The 20,393-nt window shown below is 75.4% G+C and carries 18 protein-coding genes; 6 read left to right on the forward strand and 12 right to left on the reverse strand.

Going from position 1 to position 20,393, the window contains the following annotated elements; translation table 11 throughout:
• Positions 1–36: 36 nt before the first annotated feature.
• The 5 genes from GNZ18_RS34955 to GNZ18_RS34975 form a co-directional block, all read right to left on the reverse strand.
• Positions 37–642, reverse strand: a complete 606-nt coding sequence (locus tag GNZ18_RS34955; protein ID WP_312874915.1) for a response regulator transcription factor — start codon at positions 640–642, stop codon at positions 37–39.
• On the reverse strand, positions 639–1,913 hold the full coding sequence (locus GNZ18_RS34960; RefSeq protein ID WP_156220950.1) for a sensor histidine kinase: 1,275 nt from the start codon (positions 1,911–1,913) through the stop codon (positions 639–641). Before GNZ18_RS34960 ends, GNZ18_RS34955 begins: the two co-directional genes overlap by 4 nt.
• Positions 1,914–1,946: 33 nt before the next feature.
• A complete protein-coding gene (locus tag GNZ18_RS34965) occupies positions 1,947–2,765 on the reverse strand; it encodes an ABC transporter permease (protein WP_156220951.1) in 819 nt (272 codons plus the stop codon).
• Complete coding sequence (locus tag GNZ18_RS34970) at positions 2,762–3,691, reverse strand: ABC transporter ATP-binding protein (protein ID WP_156220952.1); 930 nt, start codon at positions 3,689–3,691, stop codon at positions 2,762–2,764. Before GNZ18_RS34970 ends, GNZ18_RS34965 begins: the two co-directional genes overlap by 4 nt.
• A 98-nt stretch (positions 3,692–3,789) precedes the next feature.
• On the reverse strand, positions 3,790–5,184 hold the full coding sequence (locus GNZ18_RS34975) for an acyl-CoA synthetase (RefSeq protein ID WP_156220953.1): 1,395 nt from the start codon (positions 5,182–5,184) through the stop codon (positions 3,790–3,792).
• 57 nt (positions 5,185–5,241) lie between these two features.
• Here GNZ18_RS34975 and GNZ18_RS34980 point away from each other — a divergent pair, with 57 nt between their 5' ends.
• The gene (locus GNZ18_RS34980; RefSeq protein WP_376766296.1) at positions 5,242–5,925 is read left to right on the forward strand and encodes a uridine kinase family protein; all 684 of its coding nucleotides are present in this window, start codon (positions 5,242–5,244) and stop codon (positions 5,923–5,925) included.
• Here GNZ18_RS34980 and GNZ18_RS34985 read toward each other — a convergent pair.
• Both GNZ18_RS34985 and GNZ18_RS34990 read right to left on the reverse strand, forming a co-directional pair.
• The gene (locus GNZ18_RS34985; RefSeq protein ID WP_214617801.1) at positions 5,841–7,721 is read right to left on the reverse strand and encodes a hydantoinase B/oxoprolinase family protein; all 1,881 of its coding nucleotides are present in this window, start codon (positions 7,719–7,721) and stop codon (positions 5,841–5,843) included. The two genes, GNZ18_RS34980 and GNZ18_RS34985, sit on opposite strands and share 85 nt — an antisense overlap.
• Positions 7,718–9,745 (reverse strand): hydantoinase/oxoprolinase family protein, encoded by a 2,028-nt coding sequence (locus GNZ18_RS34990; RefSeq protein ID WP_156220954.1) that lies wholly within the window; start codon positions 9,743–9,745, stop codon positions 7,718–7,720. The genes GNZ18_RS34985 and GNZ18_RS34990 overlap by 4 nt, the downstream gene beginning before the upstream one ends.
• Positions 9,746–10,039: 294 nt before the next feature.
• Between GNZ18_RS34990 and GNZ18_RS34995 the strand changes: the two genes are divergently transcribed.
• From GNZ18_RS34995 to GNZ18_RS35010, 4 genes are all read left to right on the forward strand, one after another.
• The gene (locus tag GNZ18_RS34995) at positions 10,040–10,480 is read left to right on the forward strand and encodes a hypothetical protein (protein WP_156220955.1); all 441 of its coding nucleotides are present in this window, start codon (positions 10,040–10,042) and stop codon (positions 10,478–10,480) included.
• Positions 10,481–10,568: 88 nt separating this feature from the next.
• Positions 10,569–10,943 (forward strand): FKBP-type peptidyl-prolyl cis-trans isomerase, encoded by a 375-nt coding sequence (locus GNZ18_RS35000; RefSeq protein ID WP_156220956.1) that lies wholly within the window; start codon positions 10,569–10,571, stop codon positions 10,941–10,943.
• Between the two features lie 133 nt (positions 10,944–11,076).
• Positions 11,077–12,045, forward strand: coding sequence for an ATP-binding cassette domain-containing protein (locus GNZ18_RS35005; RefSeq protein ID WP_156220957.1), 969 nt, complete (start codon positions 11,077–11,079; stop codon positions 12,043–12,045).
• Complete coding sequence (locus tag GNZ18_RS35010) at positions 12,045–12,881, forward strand: ABC transporter permease (protein WP_156220958.1); 837 nt, start codon at positions 12,045–12,047, stop codon at positions 12,879–12,881. Before GNZ18_RS35005 ends, GNZ18_RS35010 begins: the two co-directional genes overlap by 1 nt.
• Positions 12,882–13,033: 152 nt before the next feature.
• Here the strand turns inward: GNZ18_RS35010 and GNZ18_RS35015 are convergent, their stop codons facing one another.
• On the reverse strand, positions 13,034–13,702 hold the full coding sequence (locus GNZ18_RS35015) for an SRPBCC family protein (RefSeq protein ID WP_156220959.1): 669 nt from the start codon (positions 13,700–13,702) through the stop codon (positions 13,034–13,036).
• Positions 13,703–13,929: 227 nt separating this feature from the next.
• Here GNZ18_RS35015 and GNZ18_RS35020 point away from each other — a divergent pair, with 227 nt between their 5' ends.
• Complete coding sequence (locus GNZ18_RS35020) at positions 13,930–14,775, forward strand: polysaccharide deacetylase family protein (protein ID WP_156220960.1); 846 nt, start codon at positions 13,930–13,932, stop codon at positions 14,773–14,775.
• Between the two features lie 8 nt (positions 14,776–14,783).
• Here GNZ18_RS35020 and cutA read toward each other — a convergent pair whose 3' ends face one another.
• Genes cutA through GNZ18_RS35040 form a run of 4 tightly spaced genes read right to left on the reverse strand, consistent with a single transcriptional unit; the run spans position 14,784 to position 20,286 of the window.
• Positions 14,784–17,441: an aerobic carbon-monoxide dehydrogenase large subunit gene (gene cutA / locus GNZ18_RS35025; protein ID WP_156220961.1), complete on the reverse strand. Its 2,658-nt coding sequence runs from the start codon at positions 17,439–17,441 to the stop codon at positions 14,784–14,786.
• Positions 17,442–17,954 carry a (2Fe-2S)-binding protein gene (locus tag GNZ18_RS35030; protein ID WP_156220962.1) on the reverse strand — a complete coding sequence of 171 codons (513 nt, stop codon included), beginning with the start codon at positions 17,952–17,954 and terminating at the stop codon, positions 17,442–17,444.
• Positions 17,948–18,823, reverse strand: coding sequence for an FAD binding domain-containing protein (locus tag GNZ18_RS35035; protein ID WP_312874916.1), 876 nt, complete (start codon positions 18,821–18,823; stop codon positions 17,948–17,950). The genes GNZ18_RS35030 and GNZ18_RS35035 overlap by 7 nt, the downstream gene beginning before the upstream one ends.
• Before the next feature lie 11 nt (positions 18,824–18,834).
• Positions 18,835–20,286 (reverse strand): uracil-xanthine permease family protein, encoded by a 1,452-nt coding sequence (locus tag GNZ18_RS35040; RefSeq protein WP_156220963.1) that lies wholly within the window; start codon positions 20,284–20,286, stop codon positions 18,835–18,837.
• Positions 20,287–20,393 lie beyond the last annotated feature (107 nt).

Consider the following 20,393-nt stretch of genomic DNA (forward strand, 5'->3'; position numbering starts at 1 on the left):
CCGACAGCCTAACCCGATCGGGTCCGGCCGCCCCGGTCAGATCCAGCCCATGTCGCGGGCGGCGCGGACGGCGGCGAGCCGGTTGGGGACGCCCAGCTTGGCCATCGCGGTGGACAGGTAGTTGCGCACGGTGCCCTCCGACAGGTGCAGCAGCGCGGCGATGCGGGCGGTCTCGGTCCCGGCGCCGGTGAGCCTGAGGATCTCGCGCTCGCGGCCCGTCAGCGGGTTGTCGCCGGCGGCCATCGCGCTGGCGGCCAGCTCGGCGTCGAGGTAGCGGCCGCCGTCGTGCACCTTGCGGATCGCGGCGGCCAGCTCCTCGGTGGGCGCGTCCTTGGCGACGAAGCCGCGCACGCCCGCCGCCATCGCGCGGCGCAGGTAGCCGGGGCGCCCGAAGCTGGTCAGGATGCAGACCGAGCACCGCGCGCCCTGGTCGCGGAGGGTCTCGGCGACGGTGAGGCCGTTCGCGCCGGGCATGTCGATGTCGAGGACGGCGACGTCGGGGTCGTGCTCGGCGACGGCCGCCGCGACCTCGTCGCCGCGTCCGACCTCGGCGACGACCTCCAGGTCGGGCTCCAGCCCGAGCAGCGCCGCGACGGCGCCCCGGATGAGGTGCTCGTCGTCGGCGAGCAGCACCCGGATCACGCCGTCCTCCCGGCGGGCAGGGCGTCCGGGGCGGGCGACGCGCCGGGCCCGCCGGCCGGGCCGCCCTCGCGGGGCAGCGGGACCGCGGCGCGCAGGAGGAACCCGGTGCGGCCGTGCGGGCCGGAGGTGATCTCGCCGCCGTGGACGGCGACGCGTTCGGCGAGCCCGGCCAGCCCCGACCCGGTGCGCGGGCCCGTGCGCGGGTCGGCGGCGGCGCGGACGCCGTCGTTGACCATCTCCAGGACCACCGACCGGTCGCGGCGGACGACGGTCACGGCGCAGCGGCGCGCCTCGCTGTGCTTGATCACGTTGGTGGCGCCCTCGCGGATCACCCAGGCGAGGACGGAGCGGACCTCGGGCGCCAGCCCGTCCGGCAGGTCGCCGACCTCGCAGCGGACGCCCGCGGCCTCCAGCACCGCCCGCACCCCGGCCAGCTCGGCGTCCAGCTCGACGGCGCGGTAGCCGTGGACGGCGGCGCGGACCTCGCGCAGCGCGTCCCGGGCGGCGCGCCGCACGTCGGACATCTCGGCGCCCGCGCGGCCCGGGTCGGCCTCGGCGAGCCGCATCGCCAGCTCGCTCTTCACCGCGATCAGCGAGAGGCTGTGGCCGAGCAGGTCGTGCAGGTCGCGGGAGAAGCGGAGCCGCTCCTCGGTGACCGCGAGCCGGGCGAGCGCGTCGCGTCCGGCGTAGGCCTGCTGGTGCAGCTCCCAGGTGCCGCGCTGGTAGCGGTTGAGGAACGCCACCAGCGCGCAGGTCGCCGTGTAGACCGCGACGAGGATCGGCAGGACGCCGAACCAGGGCATGGCGTGGCCGGGGTAGAGGCGCTCGGCGCCGAGCGTGCCGAACACCCCGCAGACCGCGCCGGTGCCGCCGCACAGCGCGGCGATCCGCGTGCGGCTCATCGGCGTCAGCGCCACGGCCGACACCCAGAACACGGGGACGACGCTGAACAGCGGGTCGGCGAGCAGCAGCGCGGTCAGCGCCGCCGTCACCGCGCCGCTGACCACGAGGGCGCGCCGCGGCGCCCCGCCGTCCAGGCCCGTCCGGACGAGCCACAGGTAGCAGGCGAAGAGCACGCCGAGGCCCGCGAGCCCGGCCAGCGCGAGGGGCCCGGCGAGGTCGCCGGCCGCGTAGGAGCCGACGAGGGCGGCCAGGCCCGGGCCGAGGAAGCCCAGCGAGGCGAGCATGAACGACCGGTAGGTGACGCGCCGGTAGCGCTCCAGCCTGCGGGTGTCCTGCTCCGCCAGCTCCGCCGTGGTGGCGACCGCCATGTCCGCTTCCTCCTCGCCAGGCAGGGTACCGACTCAGCCGCGGCGCGGCTCCCAGCGGAACCAGCGGCCCGCCATCGCGCGGCCGAGCCCCGCCCACATCGCGAGGACGGCGAACGAGCGCAGGCACTCGGCCCAGCCCTCCAGGAGGCCGACGGACGGGTGCCCGCCGCCGCCCGCGAAGTCCCGCCCGAAGTAGGCGGTCCTGGCGATCTCCACGACCGGGCTGAGCGGCAGCCACCGGCACGCCTCCCGCAGCGCGCCGGGCAGGCCGTCCAGGGGGAACATCACCCCGGCGCCCGCCATGCACGCGAACATGATCGGCAGGACGGTGAGCCCGGCCAGCTCGGCGGTCGGGGTGACCGCCGCGACGGGGAAGGCCAGCAGCGCGAACACCACCGCTCCCCCGGCGAGCCCCGCGGCCAGCAGCAGCGGGTCGGCGGGGAACCGGCCGCCCATCGCCGCCCCGAGCAGCACCAGCAGCCCCAGCGCCTGCGCCGCGTACAGCGCGGTCGCGGTGAGGACGCTGCCACCGAGGATGTCGGCGTCCGACAGCGCGGTGCCGCGCAGCCGCTTGAGCGTGCGGTCCTCGCGGCGCGCGGTGAACACCGTGACGAGGTTCATGAACACGGCGAACACGAGGAAGAAGGCGAGGTGCCCGGTGCCCTGGAGGAGCGCGCCGTCCGTGCCGTCGATCCGCTCGCCGCGCAGCGGCACGAGCAGGGCGGTGAACAGCACCGGAAGGCCCATGACGGTGAACAGCGACGTCCGGTTGCGCCACAGGAGCGTCAGGTCGAGGCGGGCGACGCGCAGCATCGCGGCCGGGCTCGCCCCGTAGGGCGCGGGGAGGTTCATCGGGCCGCTCCTTCGGCGGTGCGGAGGAAGACGTCCTCCAGGGAGGCGCTGCGGGCGTGCAGGCCGTCGAGCCGGACGCGGCGCTCGTCGGCCCAGCGCAGCAGCTCGTACAGGCCGGCCTGGAGGCCGGTGCCCGCGACGGTGTAGGTGACGGCGGTGCGGCCGCCCTCGACCGCGACGTCGGCGGCGGCGCCCCCGAGCGCGGGCAGGTCGGCGACCCTGAGCCGCTCGGGCATGCGGAAGCCGATGCGGTCGCCGTGGCCCGCGACGACCTCGGCGACGGTGCCGGACCGCTCGATCCGGCCCCGGTGCATGATCGCGAGGCGGTCGGCGAGATGCTCGGCCTCCTCCAGGTAGTGGGTGGTGAGCAGCACGGTGGTGCCGTCCTCGACGACGTCGCGGACGATCCGCCAGGTGGCGTGCCGGGCCTCGGGGTCCATGCCGGTGGTCGGCTCGTCCAGGAACAGGACGCGGGGGCGGCCGAGCAGCGCGAGCGCGAGGTCGAGGCGGCGCTTCTGCCCGCCCGAGAGCTGCCGGACCCGCACGTCCGCCCGCTCCTCCAGCGCGACGAGCGCGAGCGCCTCGCCGAGGTCGCGCGGCCGGGGCGTGAACCCGCGCCAGTGCGCGACCGTCTCGGCGACGGTGAGGTCGCCGAAGAAGCCGCCGTCCTGCAGCATGATCCCGATCTGCGGGCGGACCGCGCGGCGCTCGGCGTAGGGGTCGCGGCCGAGGACGCGGACCGTCCCGTCGTGCACGGGACGGTGCCCCTCAAGCGTCTCCAGCGTGGTCGTCTTCCCGGCGCCGTTGGTGCCGAGCAGCGCGAACAGCTCCCCGGCCGCGACCTCGAAGGAGATCCCGGCGACGGCCTCGTGGTCGCCGTAGCGCCGGCGCAGCCGCTCGACCCGGATGGCTGGGTTCGTCTCCATGCCCCCAGCGTGGCGGGCGCGGGCGCGCCGGGGTAGAAGCCGGTGTCACCGGTTCGCGCGGCGGTTGTCAGCCCTCCCGCGTGACATCTGTCATCCGCCTACGGCTCGCCGAGGCGGGTCTTGACGACCTTGCCCATCGCGTTGCGCGGCAGCGACCCGACCAGGTGCACCACGCGCGGGCGCTTGTGGACCGACAGCCGCGCCGCGACGAAGTCGATGAGCTGCCGCTCCCCCACGCCGTCGGCGACGACGTAGGCGGTGACCTGCTCGCCGAGGTCGGCGTGCGGCGTGCCGACCACGGCGGCCTCCCGCACGCCCGGGTGCGCGAGCAGCGCGTTCTCGATCTCGCCCGCGCCGATCCGGTAGCCGCCGCTCTTGATGAGGTCGGTGGACGCGCGGCCGACGATGCGGTGCCAGCCGTCCGGCCCGATCGCGGCGATGTCGCCGGTGCGGAACCAGCCGTCCGCCGTGAACGACGCGGCGGTCGCCTCGGCGCGGTTGAGGTAGCCCTTGAACAGCAGCGGCCCCCGCACGTGCAGCTCCCCGGGCGTCTCCCCGTCGTGCGGGACGTCGCCGCCGTCCTCGGCGGCCAGCCGCGTCTCGACCCCCGGCAGCGGGGTGCCGACGTGCCCGGGCCGCCGCTCGCCGCCGGCGCGGGCGCTGATCGTGATCAGGGTCTCGGTCATCCCGTACCGCTCGACCGGCTCGTGCCCGGTGAGCGCGGCGAGCCGCTCGAAGACCGGGACGGGCAGCGGCGCGCTCCCCGACACCAGCAGCCGCGCGCCGCGCAGCGCCTCGGCCGAGGCGGGGTCGCCCGCGGTCCGCGACCAGACGGTGGGGACGCCGAAGAACAGGCTGCCGCCGTCCTCGCGCGCCGCCGCCGCGTACGCCTCCGGGCGGGGGCGCCCGGTGTGGACGAGCGGCGACCCCACCCGCAGCGGCCCGAGCAGCCCGAGGACGAGGCCGTGCACGTGGAACAGCGGCAGGCCGTGGACGAGCACGTCGTCGGGGGTCCACGCCCACGCCTCGGCCAGCCCGTCCAGCCCGGCGGCGATGGCGCCGCGCGCGACGAGGACGCCCTTGGGCGCGCCGGTCGTCCCGCTGGTGTAGAGGATCAGCGCGGTCGCGTCGGCGGGCGGCTCGGGCGCGGAGAACGACCCGTCGCGCGGCAGCTCGTCGACCGGGAGCAGCGGCGGGCCGGAGGGCGGCGCCTCCGCGCGGGCGGCCAGCAGCAGGCCCGCGCCCGAGTCGCCGAGGATGTGGGCGCGCTCGTCGGAGCCCGAGTCGGGCGGGAGCGGCACCACGGGCACGCCCGCGAGGAGCCCGCCGACGACCGCGGCGGCCGTCTCCAGGGACGCGGTGGCGTGCACCGCGACGGCGTCCGCGCCCGCGATCTCCTTCGCCACGGCCGCGGCCCACCCGAGCAGCGCCTCGCGCTCCAGGCCGCGGCCGGCGATCCGCACCGGGCCGCCCGTCCCGCCGAGCAGGTCCATCGCGCGCCACCTCCCTCAGGGTCCGGCTCCGCCGATCCCGCGCAGCCACCTGGAAGTATGCCGTCCGTGCCGCATCCCACACCGCCCAGCCCCGCGACCACCTACACCGGGCTCGCCGCGCGCCTGCTCGCGCTGCCGCCCTCGTGCGGCCCGGCGCGGCTGGTGGCGGTCGACGGCCCGAGCGGCGCGGGCAAGTCCACGTTCGCGGGATTCCTGGCGGCCGTGCTGGTCGGAGCGCCGGTCGTCCGCTCGGACGACTTCCGCGTGCCCTGGGACGCCGACCCGCTCACCTGGTGGCGGCCCCTGGAGGAGGCGGTGCTCGCGCCGCTGCGCGAGGGGCGGCCCGCCCGGCTGCGCCGCTACGACTGGCACCGCGACCGGTACGGGCCGCAGGAGGAGATCCCGGCCGCGCCCGTCCTGCTGGTGGAGGGCGTCGGCGCGGCCTGGGCGGGGTCGCCCGCCGCGTTCCGCGTCTGGATCGACGCGCCGCGCGAGCTGCGCCGGGCCCGCGCCGTCGCCCGCGACGGCGCCGAGTACGCGGGCGACTGGGACCTGTGGGCGTCCCACGAGTCCGCGTTCTTCGCCGCCGACCGCACGCGGGAGCGCGCCGACCTCCACGTGGACGGCGCCGCCTTCACCCCGCACCGCTTCCGCCTCTACCCCGCGGACCCGTCCTCGGGCGGGCTGAAGTCGAGCGCGTCCACGTCGGCGGACGGCGCGCCGCCCGACAGCAGCGGGTAGCCGGGGCCCCGGTCGAAGAACGGCGCGGGCCCGCGCTCGGCGCGCAGCCGCGCCCGCAGCGCGGCGGTGGCCGCCGCGTCGACCGCCGCGCCCCGCATGACGACGCCGTAGTCGTCGCGGGCGCCCCGGACGGAGACCTTCCCGTCCCGCACGTCGTCGGCCACGCGCGACGGCGGGCGGTTCAGCGGGTCGCCCCAGCCGCCCCCGCCGGTCGTCCGGACGCGGACGACCTGCCCGGCGCGGACGGGATGGTCGTCCACGAGCCCCTCCAGCTCCGCGCCGTCGACGTCCACCCGGAACGGGCGCCCGGCGCGGCCCCCGTTCACGCCCCAGCACGACAGGATCGAGCGGTCGGCGATCGACATGAAGTGCGCGTCGCGGAGCATCCGGACGCGCTTGTCGTAGCCGAGGCCGCCCCGGTGCTCCCCCGGCCCGCCGGAGTCGACGGCGAGGCCGAGCCGCTCGACGAGCAGCGGCCAGCGCGCCTCGGCGAACTCGACGGGGATGTTGCGGGAGTCGGGGACGATGTGGACGGTGTCCTCGCCGTCGGCGTGGGGGCGGCCGCCCGAGCCGCCGCCGAGCACCTCGCGCATCAGGTAGGGGCCCCGGTCGTCCTCGCCGTGCACGCCGGTGTAGCGGATCGTCTCCTGGTCGGCGGGCATCCGCCCGCCGGTGGCCTTCGCGAGCACGCCCGCGAGCACGCCGAGCAGCCGCAGGATCACGAATGTGCGGGCGTTGGTCGGCGCCGGGAACACGGGCGTGAGCAGCGTGCCCTTCTCGGGGAACCGCATCTCGATCAGCGGCACGACGCCCTCGTTGACCTCCAGCTCGGCGGCCCGCTCGGGCGTGTCGGCGAGGTTGCGCAGGACGGGCGCCAGCCACTTCTTCAGGAAGACCCCGTCGGCGTAGTCGCCCGCGTGGTTGATCGGGCCTCTGGCCTGCGGGGACGTGCCGGTGAAATCGATGACGAGCGGGACCTCGGCCGCCTTGTCGACGGTCAGCGTGATCCGCTGCGCGTGCAGCCGGGGCGGGTCGACGCCGTCGTGCTCGGCGTAGTCCTCCCAGACGAACGTCCCGTCCGGGAGCTTGGCGAGCAGCTCGCGGCGGAACGCGCGGGTCGTCCGGTCGATGATGGCGTCGAAGCACCCCTCCACCTCGGCGCGGCCGTAGCGCGCGAACAGCTCGCCGAGGCGCCGCGCGCCCATCAGGCACGCCGAGCACTCGGCGTCCAGGTCGCCGGCGAGCGACGCCGGGGTGCGCGAGTTGCGGGTCATGATGGCGAGCGCCGCCTCGTTGCGGACGCCCCGGTCCCACAGCTTGATCGGCGGGACCATCAGGCCCTCCTCGAAGGCGCTGCGGGCGTGGCTCGGCATCGAGCCGGGCACGGCGCCGCCGATGTCGTCGTGGTGGCCGAACGCCTGGACGAACGCGACCACCTCGCCGCCGTGGAACACCGGGACCGTCACGCACAGGTCGGGCAGGTGCCCGATGCCGCCCTCCGACAGGTACACGTCGTTGTGGAAGTACACGTCGCCCGGACGCATCGTCTCCGGCGGGAAGTCGCGCGCGACGGGCTGGACGAGCGCCGAGTAGGAGCGTCCGGTCAGCTTGCGGAGGCGCCGGTCGTGGACGCCCGCGCGGAAGTCGTGCGCGTCGCGGATCATCGGGGAGCGGGCCGTCCGGGCGATGGCGGTCTCCACCTCCCGCTCGACCGCCGCCAGCGTGCCCTCGACGATCTCCACCAGGACCGGGTCCTCGCGGGGGGCCGTCCCCCCGCCGGGGCTCGGGGCGGTCACCGGGTCACCACCAGGGCGCCGAGCCGGTCGAGGGTCGCCCGGAACCCGGGGTGCAGCGGGACCGTCGAGCCGAACTCCTCGATCACCGCCGGGCCGCGCACGACATCGCCGGGCCGGAGCGCGTCACGCCTGTACACGAGGGTGTCCTCCCAGGAGTCGAAGTGGACGGGGCGGGTGCCGGTGACCGCGCGGGACGCGTCGCCGTCGCCCGGCGGCCGCTCCCGCACGGGGGGCCGGGCGAGCGGCCCGATCCCCGAGACCCGCAGGTTGACCCACTCGACGGGGTGCCGGGGGTCGCCGCGGTGGCAGTATCCGTACAGGGCCTCGTGGGCGTCGTGGAAGCGCCGCACCGTCTCGGCGCGCAGCTCCTCGCCCGGCGGTCCGTCCGGCGCGGCGACCCGCACCTCGAACGCCTGCCCGTGGTAGCGCAGGTCGGCGGAGCGGGCGTAGCGGCGGTCCTCGCCGAACCCCTCGCGGGCGAGCGCCGCGGCGGCCTCGCCCTCCAGGTCGGCGAACACCTCCGCGAGCAGCGCCGGGCCGAGCTCGTCGTCGCGGACGACGCGGGTGCGGACGTGGTCGCCGCGCACGTCCACGGTCAGCAGCCCGAACGCCGAGAGGTTTCCGGGGTTGTGGGGGATCACGGCGGACGGCAGGTCCAGCACGTCCAGCAGCCGGCACGCCAGCAGCGGCCCCGACCCGCCGAACGCGACGAGCGGGTAGTCGCGGACGTCCAGCCCCCGCTCGACGGTGATCCGGCGGATGGCGTTGGCCTGGTTCCACGCCGAGATCTCCAGGATCCCGGCGGCGGCCCGCTCGGGTTCCAGCCCCAGTTCCTCGGCCAGCACCGCGAGGCCGGCGCGGGCCGCGTCCACGTCCAGCGGGACGCGGCCGCCGAGCAGCCGGGGCGGGATCCGGCCGAGAACGGCGTGCGCGTCGGTCACCGTGGCCTCGGCGCCGCCGCGCCCGTAGCACAGCGGGCCCGGGTCGGCGCCCGCGCTGCGCGGCCCGACCCGCAGCGCGCCCTCCGGGGACCGCCAGGCCACCGACCCGCCGCCCGCCCCGACCGTCACGATGTCGACCATCGGGATCCGGACGGGGTGGCGGCCGACCACGCCCTCGGTGGTGAGGGCGGGCTCGCCGTCGAGCACGACCGCGACGTCGGTGGAGGTGCCGCCGCCGTCCAGCGTCACCACCGACCCGCCGACCGCGAACGCCGCGCCCAGCGCGCCCGCCGCCGGCCCCGACAGCACCGTCGTGACCGGCCGCCGCGCGACCTCCTCGGCCGACCGCACCCCGCCGTTGCTCTGCATCACCAGCGGACGGGACGGGGCGCCCGCGCGGATCCGCGCGAGGTAGCCGCCCATCGCGGGCTTCACGGCGGCGTCCACGAGCGTCGTCACCGCGCGCTCGTACTCGCGGTACTCGCGCAGCACCTCGCACGACAGCGACACCGCCGCGTCCGGGTGCTCGCGGCGCAGCACCTCCCGCATCGCCAGCTCGTGCGACGGGTCGGCGTAGGAGTGCAGGAAGCACACCCCGACCGCCTCGACCCCCGCCGCGCGCAGGAACCGCGCCGCCGCCACCGCCGACTCCTCGTCGAACGGCGCCAGCTCCGCGCCGGTGTGGTCGATCCGCCCGCCGACGCCCCGCACCAGGTGCGCCGGGACGATCCGCGGCGGCTTCACCCAGAAGTAGCTGTTGCCGTAGCCGTCGGGGACGCTCTGCCGCGCGATCTCCAGCAGCGGCTCGAAGCCCTCCGTCGTGACGAACCCGAGCCCCTCGACGCGGTCCTCCAGCAGCCGGTTCGTCGCGACGGTCGTGCCGTGGACCAGCGCCGTCACCTCCGCCGGGGCCGCCTCCGCCAGCCGCAGCGCCTCGGCCGCGGCCGCCGCGAACCCCTCCGCCGGGTCGGCGGGCGTCGAGGGCGTCTTGGTCGTGATGATCTCGCCGGTGTCCTCGTCGAGCGCGACGACGTCGGTGAACGTCCCGCCCGTGTCGATCCCGATCCGCAGCCGCCTCGTCATGACCACGGGTCTACCGAACCGCGCCCACCTGCGAAACCCCCACAACCTGCCAAGTCGCCCGCCGCGCGTTCGCGGCCGGGCCCGCTGCCATTGTTTAAATGTGAAAGGCCGTCAACTTCCGGCCAAGGCCGAGGATTGCGATCAAAGCGCCGCGGGGGCAATGCTTGTTGGACCCCGCGCCGACCGAACCCTTTACCGGGTCAACCGAACCAAGAAAGGCAGTCTCCCATGGCGCGCTTCGCATTTCGCAATGCCCTCGGATCGGCCGCCGCGGCGGCGGTCATCGTCGCCGGAATGAGCACCGGCACCGCCTATGCCCAGGACTCCGCCGCGCGGGCCGACGGCACGCGGGTCACCGCCCCCACGCACCAGACGACGGTGCTGAACAGCGGAAACGACAACGCCTCGGTCGACGGCGTCGGCCAGTGCGCGATCAACCAGAGCAAGGACTGCTGGGCCTGGATCGACAAGCAGAACGGCACGCCCTGCCCGTCCGGCCATTTCTGCATCTACACCAATGTGTGGGCCAACGAGGGCGGCAAGGTCTTCTCGCTCTACCGCTGCCGCGACTTCACGCTGCGGAGGTGGAATGGCGAGGGCCTCTACCACAACTCCAACACCGGCGGCGCCCACGGCTATCTGAAGGGCTCCGGCCGCAACGTCCTGAAGGACGTCGCCCCCGGCGAGTCGGGCCCGTACGACTTCGGGCCGGTCTACTACGTCCGGGCGTGCTGACCCGCACCCGCTGATCCGCGGGCGCGGTCCGGGTGCCGGGCGGCTAGGCTGGGCGGTTTCCGAACCGACGAGACGCTGGAGCACGTTCATGGCGCTTGAACGCCCCGAGATCGACTTCCCCGAGGGCCAGCCGCCCGAGCACCTCGACATCACCGACATCACCAAGGGCGACGGCGACGAGGCCGTCAAGGGCGCGACCGTGTCGATGCACTACGTCGGCGTGTCCTGGTCCACGGGCGAGGAGTTCGACGCGTCCTGGAACCGCGGCGGCACCTTCGACTTCCAGCTCGGCGCCGGGCGCGTCATCAAGGGCTGGGACATGGGGATCGCCGGGATGAAGGTGGGCGGGCGCCGCAAGCTCGTCATCCCGCCGCACCTCGCCTACGGCGACCGGAGCCCGAGCCCGGCGATCAAGCCGGGCGAGACGCTCATCTTCGTGGTGGACCTGCTGGAAGTGAAGTAACCGGCGGTACGGTGACCGGCTCGGACGTGCCCGGCGGCGGGCACGTCCAACGGCGGGCAATCCGGGGGTGAAATCCGTCCCCGGGTGCCCGCCGTGCCGTTTCCGCGTCCGGGCGCTCCGGTATCAGGGACGCATGATCAAGGCGCGGGGGCTGACGAAGAGGTTCGGCGAGAAGACCGCCGTCGACCAGGCCGGGTTCACCGTCCTGCCGGGACGGGTGACCGGGTTCCTCGGCCCCAACGGCGCCGGGAAGTCGACGACGATGCGGATGATCCTCGGCCTGGACCGGCCGACCTCCGGCGACGTCACCGTCAACGGCCGCCGGTACCGCTCGCTCGGCGCGCCGCTGCGCGAGGTCGGCGCGCTGCTGGACGCGAAGGCCGTGCACGGCGGCCGCAGCGCCCGCAACCACCTGCTGTGCCTCGCGCGGAGCAACGCGATCCCCGCCCGCCGCGTGGACGAGGTGCTCGGCCTCGTCGGGCTCCAGAGCGTCGCGCGCAAGCCGGCCCGGGGCTTCTCGCTCGGCATGGGCCAGCGGCTCGGCATCGCCGCCGCGCTGCTCGGCGATCCGGGCGTGCTGATGTTCGACGAGCCGGTCAACGGCCTGGACCCGGAGGGCATCCTCTGGATCCGGACGCTCATGCGGCGGCTCGCGCGGGAGGGCCGCACGGTGTTCGTGTCGAGCCACCTGATGTCGGAGATGGCCCTCACCGCCGAGCACCTGGTCGTCATCGGGCGCGGCCGGATCCTCGCCGACACCGGGGTCGGGGAGTTCATCGACGCCAACGCCTCCAGCCACGTCCTCGTCCGGTCGCCGCAGGCCGCCGAACTGGCGCGGCTACTGGCCGCGCGCGGCCACCGCGCCGAGCCGGGCCCGGACGGGTCGCTGCGCGTGTTCGGCGCGCCCGCCGCGCTGATCGGCGACCTGGCCGCCGACAACGCGCTGCGGCTGCACGAGCTGGCGACCGTCCAGCCGTCGCTGGAGGAGGCGTTCATGCGGCTGACCGGCGAGTCCGTCGAGTACCACGCGGGCGTCCCCGGCGGCGCGCCGCCACCGAACCCGCCGCCCGCGCGGGGGCCGAGGCCGGATGGCGTGCGCTGATGGCGGCTCCCGCGCCGCCCGCGCCGCCCGCGCCGCCCGGTGGCGCGCGGGCCGATCGGCGGGTGCGGTTCGGGCACGTGCTGTCCGCCGAGTGGACGAAGATCCGCACCGTCAAGTCCACGTTCTGGACGCTGCTCGCCGGCGCGGTCGTCCTCATCGGCTTCTCCGCGCTGTGGGCCCTGGCGTTCAGCGCGTCCTTCGACGACATGAGCGAGCACGACCGCGCGACGTTCACGCCGATGCTCCCCACGCAGGTCGCGTTCTACTTCGGCATGGTGGTCTTCGGGGCGCTGGGCGTGCTGGTCATCACCTCCGAGCACGCCACCGGGATGATCCGGACGGCGCTCACGGCCGTGCCGCGCCGCGCCCACTACCTCGCGGCCAAGACCGCCGTGCTCGGCGCCGTCGTGCTGCTCGTCGGGATCGCGGTGTCGTTCGCGTGCTTCTTCGTCAGCCAGGGCATCCTCGCCTCCAAGGACCTCGACGGCTCGCTCGGCGACCCCGGCATGGCGCGCTCGGTCGTGGGCGGCGGCGTGTACCTCGCGCTGATCGCGGTGCTGGCGCTCGGCGTCGGGACGCTGCTGCGGCACACCGCGGGGTCGGTCGTCGCGGTGTTCGTGCTGATGTTCGTCCTCGGGATCGTCGGCGGGTTCCTGCCCGGCGCGTGGGGCGAGAAGGTCAACAAGGTGCTGCCGTCCAACGCGGGGAACGCGATCCTGTCGCCCGTCCGGCGGTCGGACCAGCTCGCGCCGTGGACGGGCCTCGGCCTGTTCGCCCTCTACACGCTCGCGGTGCTGGCCGCCGCGCTGGCCCTGTTCGAGCGGCGGGACGCGTGAGCCTCTCCCGCGGCGCGCCCGCGCGCAGGACGGTCGCGCTCGGCACGGCCGCGGCGTGGCTACGGCGTCGTCGCCACCCGCCTGTCCGGCATCGCGGCGATGGTCGCGGCGGTCGCGGCGCTGCTCCTCGGCCGGGCCGGGCGCACCGCCGCTCAGCGGGCCCGGCGGCCGAGAAGGTGGCCGAGCGCGACGCCCGCGAGCGCGACGAGGCCGCCGGTCGCGAACGCGGCGACCATGGGCCAGACCGGGACCCGGCCGGACCCCCGGGACGCGGCGGCCCGGCCCGCGTGGACGCGACCTGACGCCGCGGCGGGCCCGGGTCCGGCCTCGGGTGCGGCAGCGGCGGCGGGCTCGGTCAGGGCACGTTCCACGGCCGCGAAGAACTCGCCCGCCGTCCGCTTGGCGACGCCGCCGAGCATCCGCTGGCCGACGCCGCCGATCATCCCGCCGACGACCGCGTCGGCGTCGTAGTCGACGCGCGTCGAACCGCCGCCCGTGCCGCCGTCCCCGGTTCCGTCGCCGTCGCCGTCGCGGGACAGCCGGACCCGCACCGTCGCGTCCACCGTGCCGGGCGCGCCCTGCCCCCGCGCGCGGAGCGTGAACGCGCTGGGCGGATCGGGGTCGGTGAGCTCGACCCGTCCCACGTAAGTACCCCGCACGGACGCGACGCCCGCCGATATCGTCATGCGGTAGCTTCCCGGGGCCGTCTCCTCCAGCGAGTGGCAGCCGGGGATCGTGCGGGCGAGGACCGCCGGGTCCTGGAGCGCGTCCCAGACGCGGGCGAGCGGCGCGGCGACGGTGGCACTGCCTGTGACCTGCATGACCCGACTCTAGGGAATGCCGCCGCCCCGCCGAACGGCAACACTTGCCGATCGCGCGCCGCGTACACGCCGAGCATCGGCCGGTTCCGGGCGCGCGGCCCCGGGAATGGCCAGAATGTCCGCTAACTCCGCGTCTCGCGCGAACTACCGGCCCCCCGGCCGCGTCAACCGTTGCGGGACGACGACGTCCCACGGAAGTCCCCCAACTGAAACGGAGAACGCGGCTGATGCGAGGGAAGACGCCCGTCATCGCCACCGCGGTCGCCGCCGCGCTCGGCGTGGCGGCAGGCGGCTGGCCGGTCCTGCGGGCGCAGGCGGGGCACTCCGGCCCCTCGGTGCGGACGGAGTTGAGCGCGGCGCTCGCCGACCAGAAGTGGGAGGCGCCCAAGCCCGGCTCCTGGACGATGCCCAAACCCTCGGCCGACGGGCTCCCGCCGGTCATCAGCCGCATCGAGACGCAGGACCGCGTCGTCTTCCTCACCATCGACGACGGCTACACCTACGACGCCGAGTTCGTGAACCTCGTCCGCAAGGAGAAGGTTCCGATCATGACGTTCCTGACCTCGACCTACATCAAGGGCGAGGGCCAGTACTTCTGGGCCATGCGCAACGCGGGCTCGCCGATGGAGAACCACACCGTCAGCCACCCGAACATGGTGACGCTCAGCCCCGAGGGGCAGAAGAAGCAGATCTGCGACTCCTCGGCGGCGATCGCCCAGCAGTACGGCCGGACGCCGCAGATCTTCCGGCCGCCGTTCGGCAGCTTCAACGCGACGACCCGCAAGGTCGCCAAGGAGTGCGGGATCAGGTCGATCCTGCTGTGGTCGGCCGAGTTCTACAACGGCACGACCGGCCCCGGCGTCGGCCTCAACGGCTTCGCGCGCGGCGACGGCACGGGCAAGGAGTTCAAGCCCGGCGACATCGTCCTCATGCACTACCGCAAGGGGCTCGCGCAGCAGTTCCAGATGATCCTCGGCTGGATCAGGCAGCAGGGGTTCCGGCCCGCCGCCGTCCAGAACTACCTCCCGGCCTCGCTCGGCGGCACCGCCCCCGACGCCCCCGCGGGTGGTTGAAACCCGACCTACCCGGACGTATCCCGGTTGCGCCGCTGGCGTGCGGCCACCGCGTTATCGTCAACACGCTGGCGGGGTTGGAGGTCCCCCGCTCCCCGAGCAACCCCGCCAGCACCACCCCCAGGGTTGGAGGCCCCCCTCTCGCTTATTCCGGCCGAAGCAACCCCGCCAGCACCACCCCCAGGGTCGGAGGCCCCCCTCTCGCTTATTCCGGCCGAAGCAACCCCGCCAGCACCACCCCCAAGGTCGCAGGCCCCCCTCTCGCCCATTCCGGCCGAAGCAACCCCGCCGGCGCTTTCCACCTGCCTGCGCAGTGCGAACAGGTCGTCGGGTGACAGCGGCATCGCGTCGATCCGGATGCCCTCCGCGTCCTCGACCGCCGAGGCGATCACCGCCGACACCGGGATCACGCCCGCCTCGCCCGCGCCCTTCACGCCGAGCGGGTTCAGCGGCGACGGGGTCTCCAGGTGGTCGGTCTCGATCCGCGGCACCTCCGTCGCGTACGGCATGAGGAAGTCCATGAACGAGGCGTTGAGCAGTTGCCCCGACCCGTCGTAGACCATCCGCTCGTACAGCGCGCCGCCGACGCCCTGCGCGACGCCGCCGTGGATCTGGCCCTCGACCACCATCGGGTTGACGAGCCGCCCGCAGTCGTGGACGACGACGTACCGCAGGATCGCGATCTCGGCGGTGTCCGGATCGACCTCGACGACGGCGGCGTGCGCGCCCGCCGCGAACGTCGAGCGGACCGGCGAGTAGTAGTCGCGGCCCTCCAGGCCCGGCTCGTCCCCGGGCGCGACGGGCGGCTCGGTCACCGGGCGGCCGGTCGCGAACTGCGTCGCGGCGGCGGTCTCGGCGTCGAAGGCGTACCGCAGCGGGTTCGACAGCACCGCGACCGTCCGCAGCGGGAGCGACGCCGACGGGTCGCCCTTCACGTGGACGACGCCGTCGGCGATGTCCAGGTCGCCCGGGTCGGCCTCCAGCGCCTCGCCCGCGATGCGCAGCGCCTTGGCGCGCACCTTCCGGCAGGCCAGCGCGATCGCGTTGCCGCTCATCACGGCGGCGCGGGAGGCGAACGTGCCGACCGCGTACCCGAACCGGCGGGTGTCGCCGGTGGTCACCCGGACGTCCGCGAGCGGGACGCCCAGCTCGGCGGCGGCGATCTGGGCGAACACGGTCTCGTGGCTCTGGCCCTGCGAGGTCAGCCCGGTCGAGACGTGCACGCGCCCGGCGGTGTCGATCTCCACGTGGCCGCCCTCGTAGGGGCCGACGCCCGTGCCCTCGACGTAGATCCCGATGCCGACGCCGACGCGGCGGCCCCGGGACGCGGCGGCGGCGCGGTCGGCCTCGAAGCCGTCCCAGCCGACCAGCTCGCGGGCCCGGCGCAGCAGCTCGGGGTAGTCGCCCGAGTCGTAGACGAGCGGACGCCCGTCCTGGAACGTCAGGCCCTGGTCGTAGGGGAACTCGTCCGGCTGGATCAGGTTGGCGGCGCGGACGTCGGCGCGGTCGAGGCCGAGGTGGCGGGCGATGCGGTCCATCGTCCGCTCCATGCAGAACACGCCCTGCGGGCGGCCCGCGCCCCGGTACGGGGTGACCATCACGGTGTTGGTGTAGAGGCTCGTCACCTCCGCCCGGTACGCGCCGATCCGGTAGGGGCCGAGGAGCTGGGTGGAGGTGACGATCGGGACGATGATCCCGTACGGGGTGTAGGCGCCGTGGTCGTGCCGGATGCGCACGTCCAGGCCGAGGACGCGGCCCTCGCCGTCGAACCCGACCCGCACGTCCTGCACCTGGCCGCGCTCGTGCGCCGCGGAGACGAAGTGCTCGCGGCGGTCCTCGGCCCACTTGACCTCGCGGCCGAGCAGCCGCGCCGCCCACGGCACCAGCACCTCCTCCGGCCACGGGTGCACGATCTTGACGCCGAAGCCGCCGCCGACGTCCGGCGCGATCACCTCGACCTTGCCGTTCGGCAGCCCGAGCCGCGCCGCGATCGCGGCGCGGACGCCCGTGGACGCCTGCGTGGAGGTGTACACGCGCAGCGACCCGTCGTCGGCGTCCCAGCGCGCGTAGACGCCGCGCCCCTCCAGCGGCGTGGACGCGCTGCGCTCGATCGACAGCCGGAACTCCAGCCGGTGCGGCGCCGCGTCCACGGCCGCCGCGGCGTCGCCGGTCTCCTGCACCAGGACGGCGCCGACGTTGCCCGGCACGTCGTCGTGCACGAGGTGCTCGGCCCTGGTGGCCGCCTCGATCCCGACGACGGCGGGCAGCGTCTCGTACTCGACGCGGACGCGCTCGGCGGCGTCCTCGGCGAGGTAGCGGTCGCGGGCGACGACCATCGCGACGGGTTCGCCGACGTGCCGGACGATACCGCGCGCCAGCGGGTACGCGGTGCGGCCGTGGGTGAGCGCCGGGTGCGGGATGAGCAGCGGCAGCGGCTCGCCGACCCCGCCGGGCAGGTCCTCGGAGGTGTAGACGGCGACCAGGCCGTCGACGTCCAGCGCGTCCATGACGTCGATGTCGAGGACGCGGGCGTGCGCGTGCGGCGACCGGACGAACGCGGCGGCGAGCGCGTCCCGCCCGAGGTCGTCGAGGAAGCGGCCCCGGCCGGTGAGGAGCCGGGCGTCCTCGCGGCGCCGAACGGGCTCGCCGAACACGCGCGTCCCCATCTAGGCGGTCCCTTCGTCGGTGGCGGCCCCGTCGGCGGCGGCCAGTTCGGCGGCGCGCCGCACCGACTTCACGATGTTCTGGTACCCGGTGCAGCGGCACAGGTTCCCCGAGATGCCTTCGAGCACCTGGTCCTCGGTGGGGCGCGGCGTCTCCCGCAGCAGCGCGGTGACCGTGCACAGGAACCCGGGCGTGCAGAACCCGCACTGGAGGCCGTGGCACTCGCGGAAGGCGCGCTGCACGGGCGAGGGCGTCCCGTCCGGCGCGGCGAGGCCCTCGACGGTGGTGACCTCGTGCCCGGCGGCGGTGACGGCGAACAGCAGGCACGAGCGCACGGGATCGCCGTCCAGCAGGACGGTGCAGCACCCGCACACGCCGTGCTCGCAGCCGACGTGCGTGCCGGTCAGCCCGAGGTCGTGGCGGAGCAGGTCCGACAGCAGCCGCCGGGCGGGCGCGCGGGCGGTGCGGTGGACGCCGTTGACGGTCAGCGCGATGTCGTGCGGCTCCTCTAGCATCCCTCCGCCTTCCGCAGGTCACGTAGGGCTCCGGCGGCCGCCGCGCGCAGCACGCGCGCGGTGAGCACGCCGGTCAGGTGCCGCCGGTAGTCGGCGCTCGCGTGGATGTCGGCCTCCGGCTCGACGCGCTCCAGGACGTGCGCGGACGCCGCCGCCCAGTCCCCCGCGGGCCCGGCGGCCCCGGTCAGGTCGAGGACGAGCGGGGTCGCGGCGACGCCGAGGTAGGCGGCGCGAGCCGAGGTGACCCGCAGGTCGCGGTCGAGCGCGACGGTGGCGGCGGCGCCCGCGAGCGCGTAGTCGCCGTGGCGGCGGGACGTCTCGGCGAACGCGGCGCCGGTGCGCGGCGGCAGCGCCGGGAAGAACGCCGACACGGCGAGGTCGCCCGGCTCCAGCGCGGGCTCCAGCGGGCCGCGGAAGAACGCGTCCGCGCGGACGGTGCGGCGCCCCGCCGCCGAGGCCACCTCGACGGTGCCGCCGACCAGCGCCAGCACGGCGGGCAGCTCGGCGGCGGGGTCGGCGTGGGCGAGGCTCCCGACGACCGTCCCCCGGTTGCGGATGACGGGGTGGGCGACGTGCCGGAGCGCGAGGCGCAGCAGCGGCTGGACGGCGCCGGCCTCCGCCGAGCGCTCGACCCGGGCGTGCCGGGCGAGCGCGCCCACGCGGACGCCGTCGTCCCGGACGCGCAGGACGTCGAGCCCGGCGACGCGGTTGATGTCGACCAGCGCGGACGGCGCGGCCAGCCGCATGTTGAGCAGCGGGACGAGGCTCTGCCCCCCGGCGAGCACCTTCGCCGACGGGTCGGCGGCGAGGACGTCCAGCGCCTCCTCCAGCGTGCGGGGCGCGTGGTAGCGGAACGGCGGCGGTTTCACCGGCGGCCCCCTCAGCCCGCGCCCGACGTCGGCGGGCGGACCGGCCCGCCGATCTCGCGTTCGTCGGGCGCGATGACGCCGCCGCCCCGCCCCTCCGGGCGGCGCGCCACCGCGTTCAGCAGGTGGTACCCGACCAGCACCGCGACCGTGCCGAGCGCGATGCCCTGGAGCGGGAAGTCGTCCGTGATGTCGAGCCGCACGTCCCCGATCGCGAGGATCACCGCCGCCGCGACCGGGACGAGGTTGACCGGGTCGCCGAAGTCCACCCGGTTCTCGATCCAGATCTTCGCGCCGAGCAGCCCGATCATCCCGTACAGCACGACGGTGATGCCGCCGAGCACGCCGCCCGGCGTCGCCGCGACCAGCGCGCCGAACTTCGGGCACAGCCCGAACGCGATCGCGACGACCGCCGCGACGTAGTACGCGGCGGTCGAGTAGATGCGGGTCGCGGCCATCACGCCGATGTTCTCGGCGTAGGTGGTGGTCGGGGAGCCGCCGAGGCCGGTGGCGAGCGCGGTCGCGGCGCCGTCGGCGGTGAGCGCGCGGCCGAGGACGGGGTCGAGGTTCTCGCCGGTCATCGCCGACACGGCCTTGACGTGCCCGGTGTTCTCGGCGATCAGCGCGATGACCGGCGGCAGCGCCAGCAGGATCGCGGAGGTCTTGAAGTCGGGGGCGTGCAGGTCGGGGAACCCGAACCAGTCCGCGGCGTCCACCCCGGAGAAGCTCAGCCGGTCGTGCGGGAACGCCGTCGCGACGCAGTAGGGCCCCTCGCCGCGGCACGCCTTACCGGAGGCGTCCAGCAGGTTCTGCCCGGGCAGCACGGAGGTGATCTTGCCGGCCGTCGCGTCGAGGAGCCACGACAGCGCGAACCCGAACACCAGCGCCAGCAGGATGGAGATCCGCCCCCAGAACCCGCGCAGCAGCACCGTGCACAGGACGGCGAAGCCCAGCGTCCCCAGCGCGACCCACTGGTCCTGCGGCCAGTAGACGGTGGCGACGACCGGCGCCAGGTTGAACCCGATCAGCATGACGACCGCGCCGGTCACCACGGGCGGGAACAGCCGGTGCACGACCTCGCCGCCGAGGACGTGCACGGTCAGCCCGACGGCGGCGAGCGCGAGGCCGGCGACGAGGATCGCGCCGGTCACGGTCGCGCTGTCGCCGCCCGCCGCGCGGATCGCCGCGACCGCGCCGACGAACGAGGCGCTGGTGCCGAGGTAGCTCGGCACCCGCCCGCCGACGACCAGCAGGAACAGGATCGTCGCGACCCCGGACATCATGATCGACAGGTTGGGGTCCAGGCCCATCACGACGGGGAACACGAACGTCGCGCCGAACATCGCCACGACGTGCTGCGCGCCGATCCCGGCGGTGCGGGGCCAGGTCAGCCGCTCGCCGGGACCGACGACCTCGCCCGGCGGCGGCGTCCGCCCGTCGCCGTGCAGCTTCCAGCCGATCGACATGCGGCCCTCCCCGGCTCGTCGCCCCGCGTTCCTGCGGGCAAGGTAGATCTACCCAGGTGAGCGGGCACCGGCGACATCTGCCAAAGCCCGCGGACCGGTTTCGGAGG

It is taken from the genome of Actinomadura litoris (assembly GCF_009733595.1).
Lineage (GTDB): Bacteria > Actinomycetota > Actinomycetes > Streptosporangiales > Streptosporangiaceae > Spirillospora > Spirillospora litoris.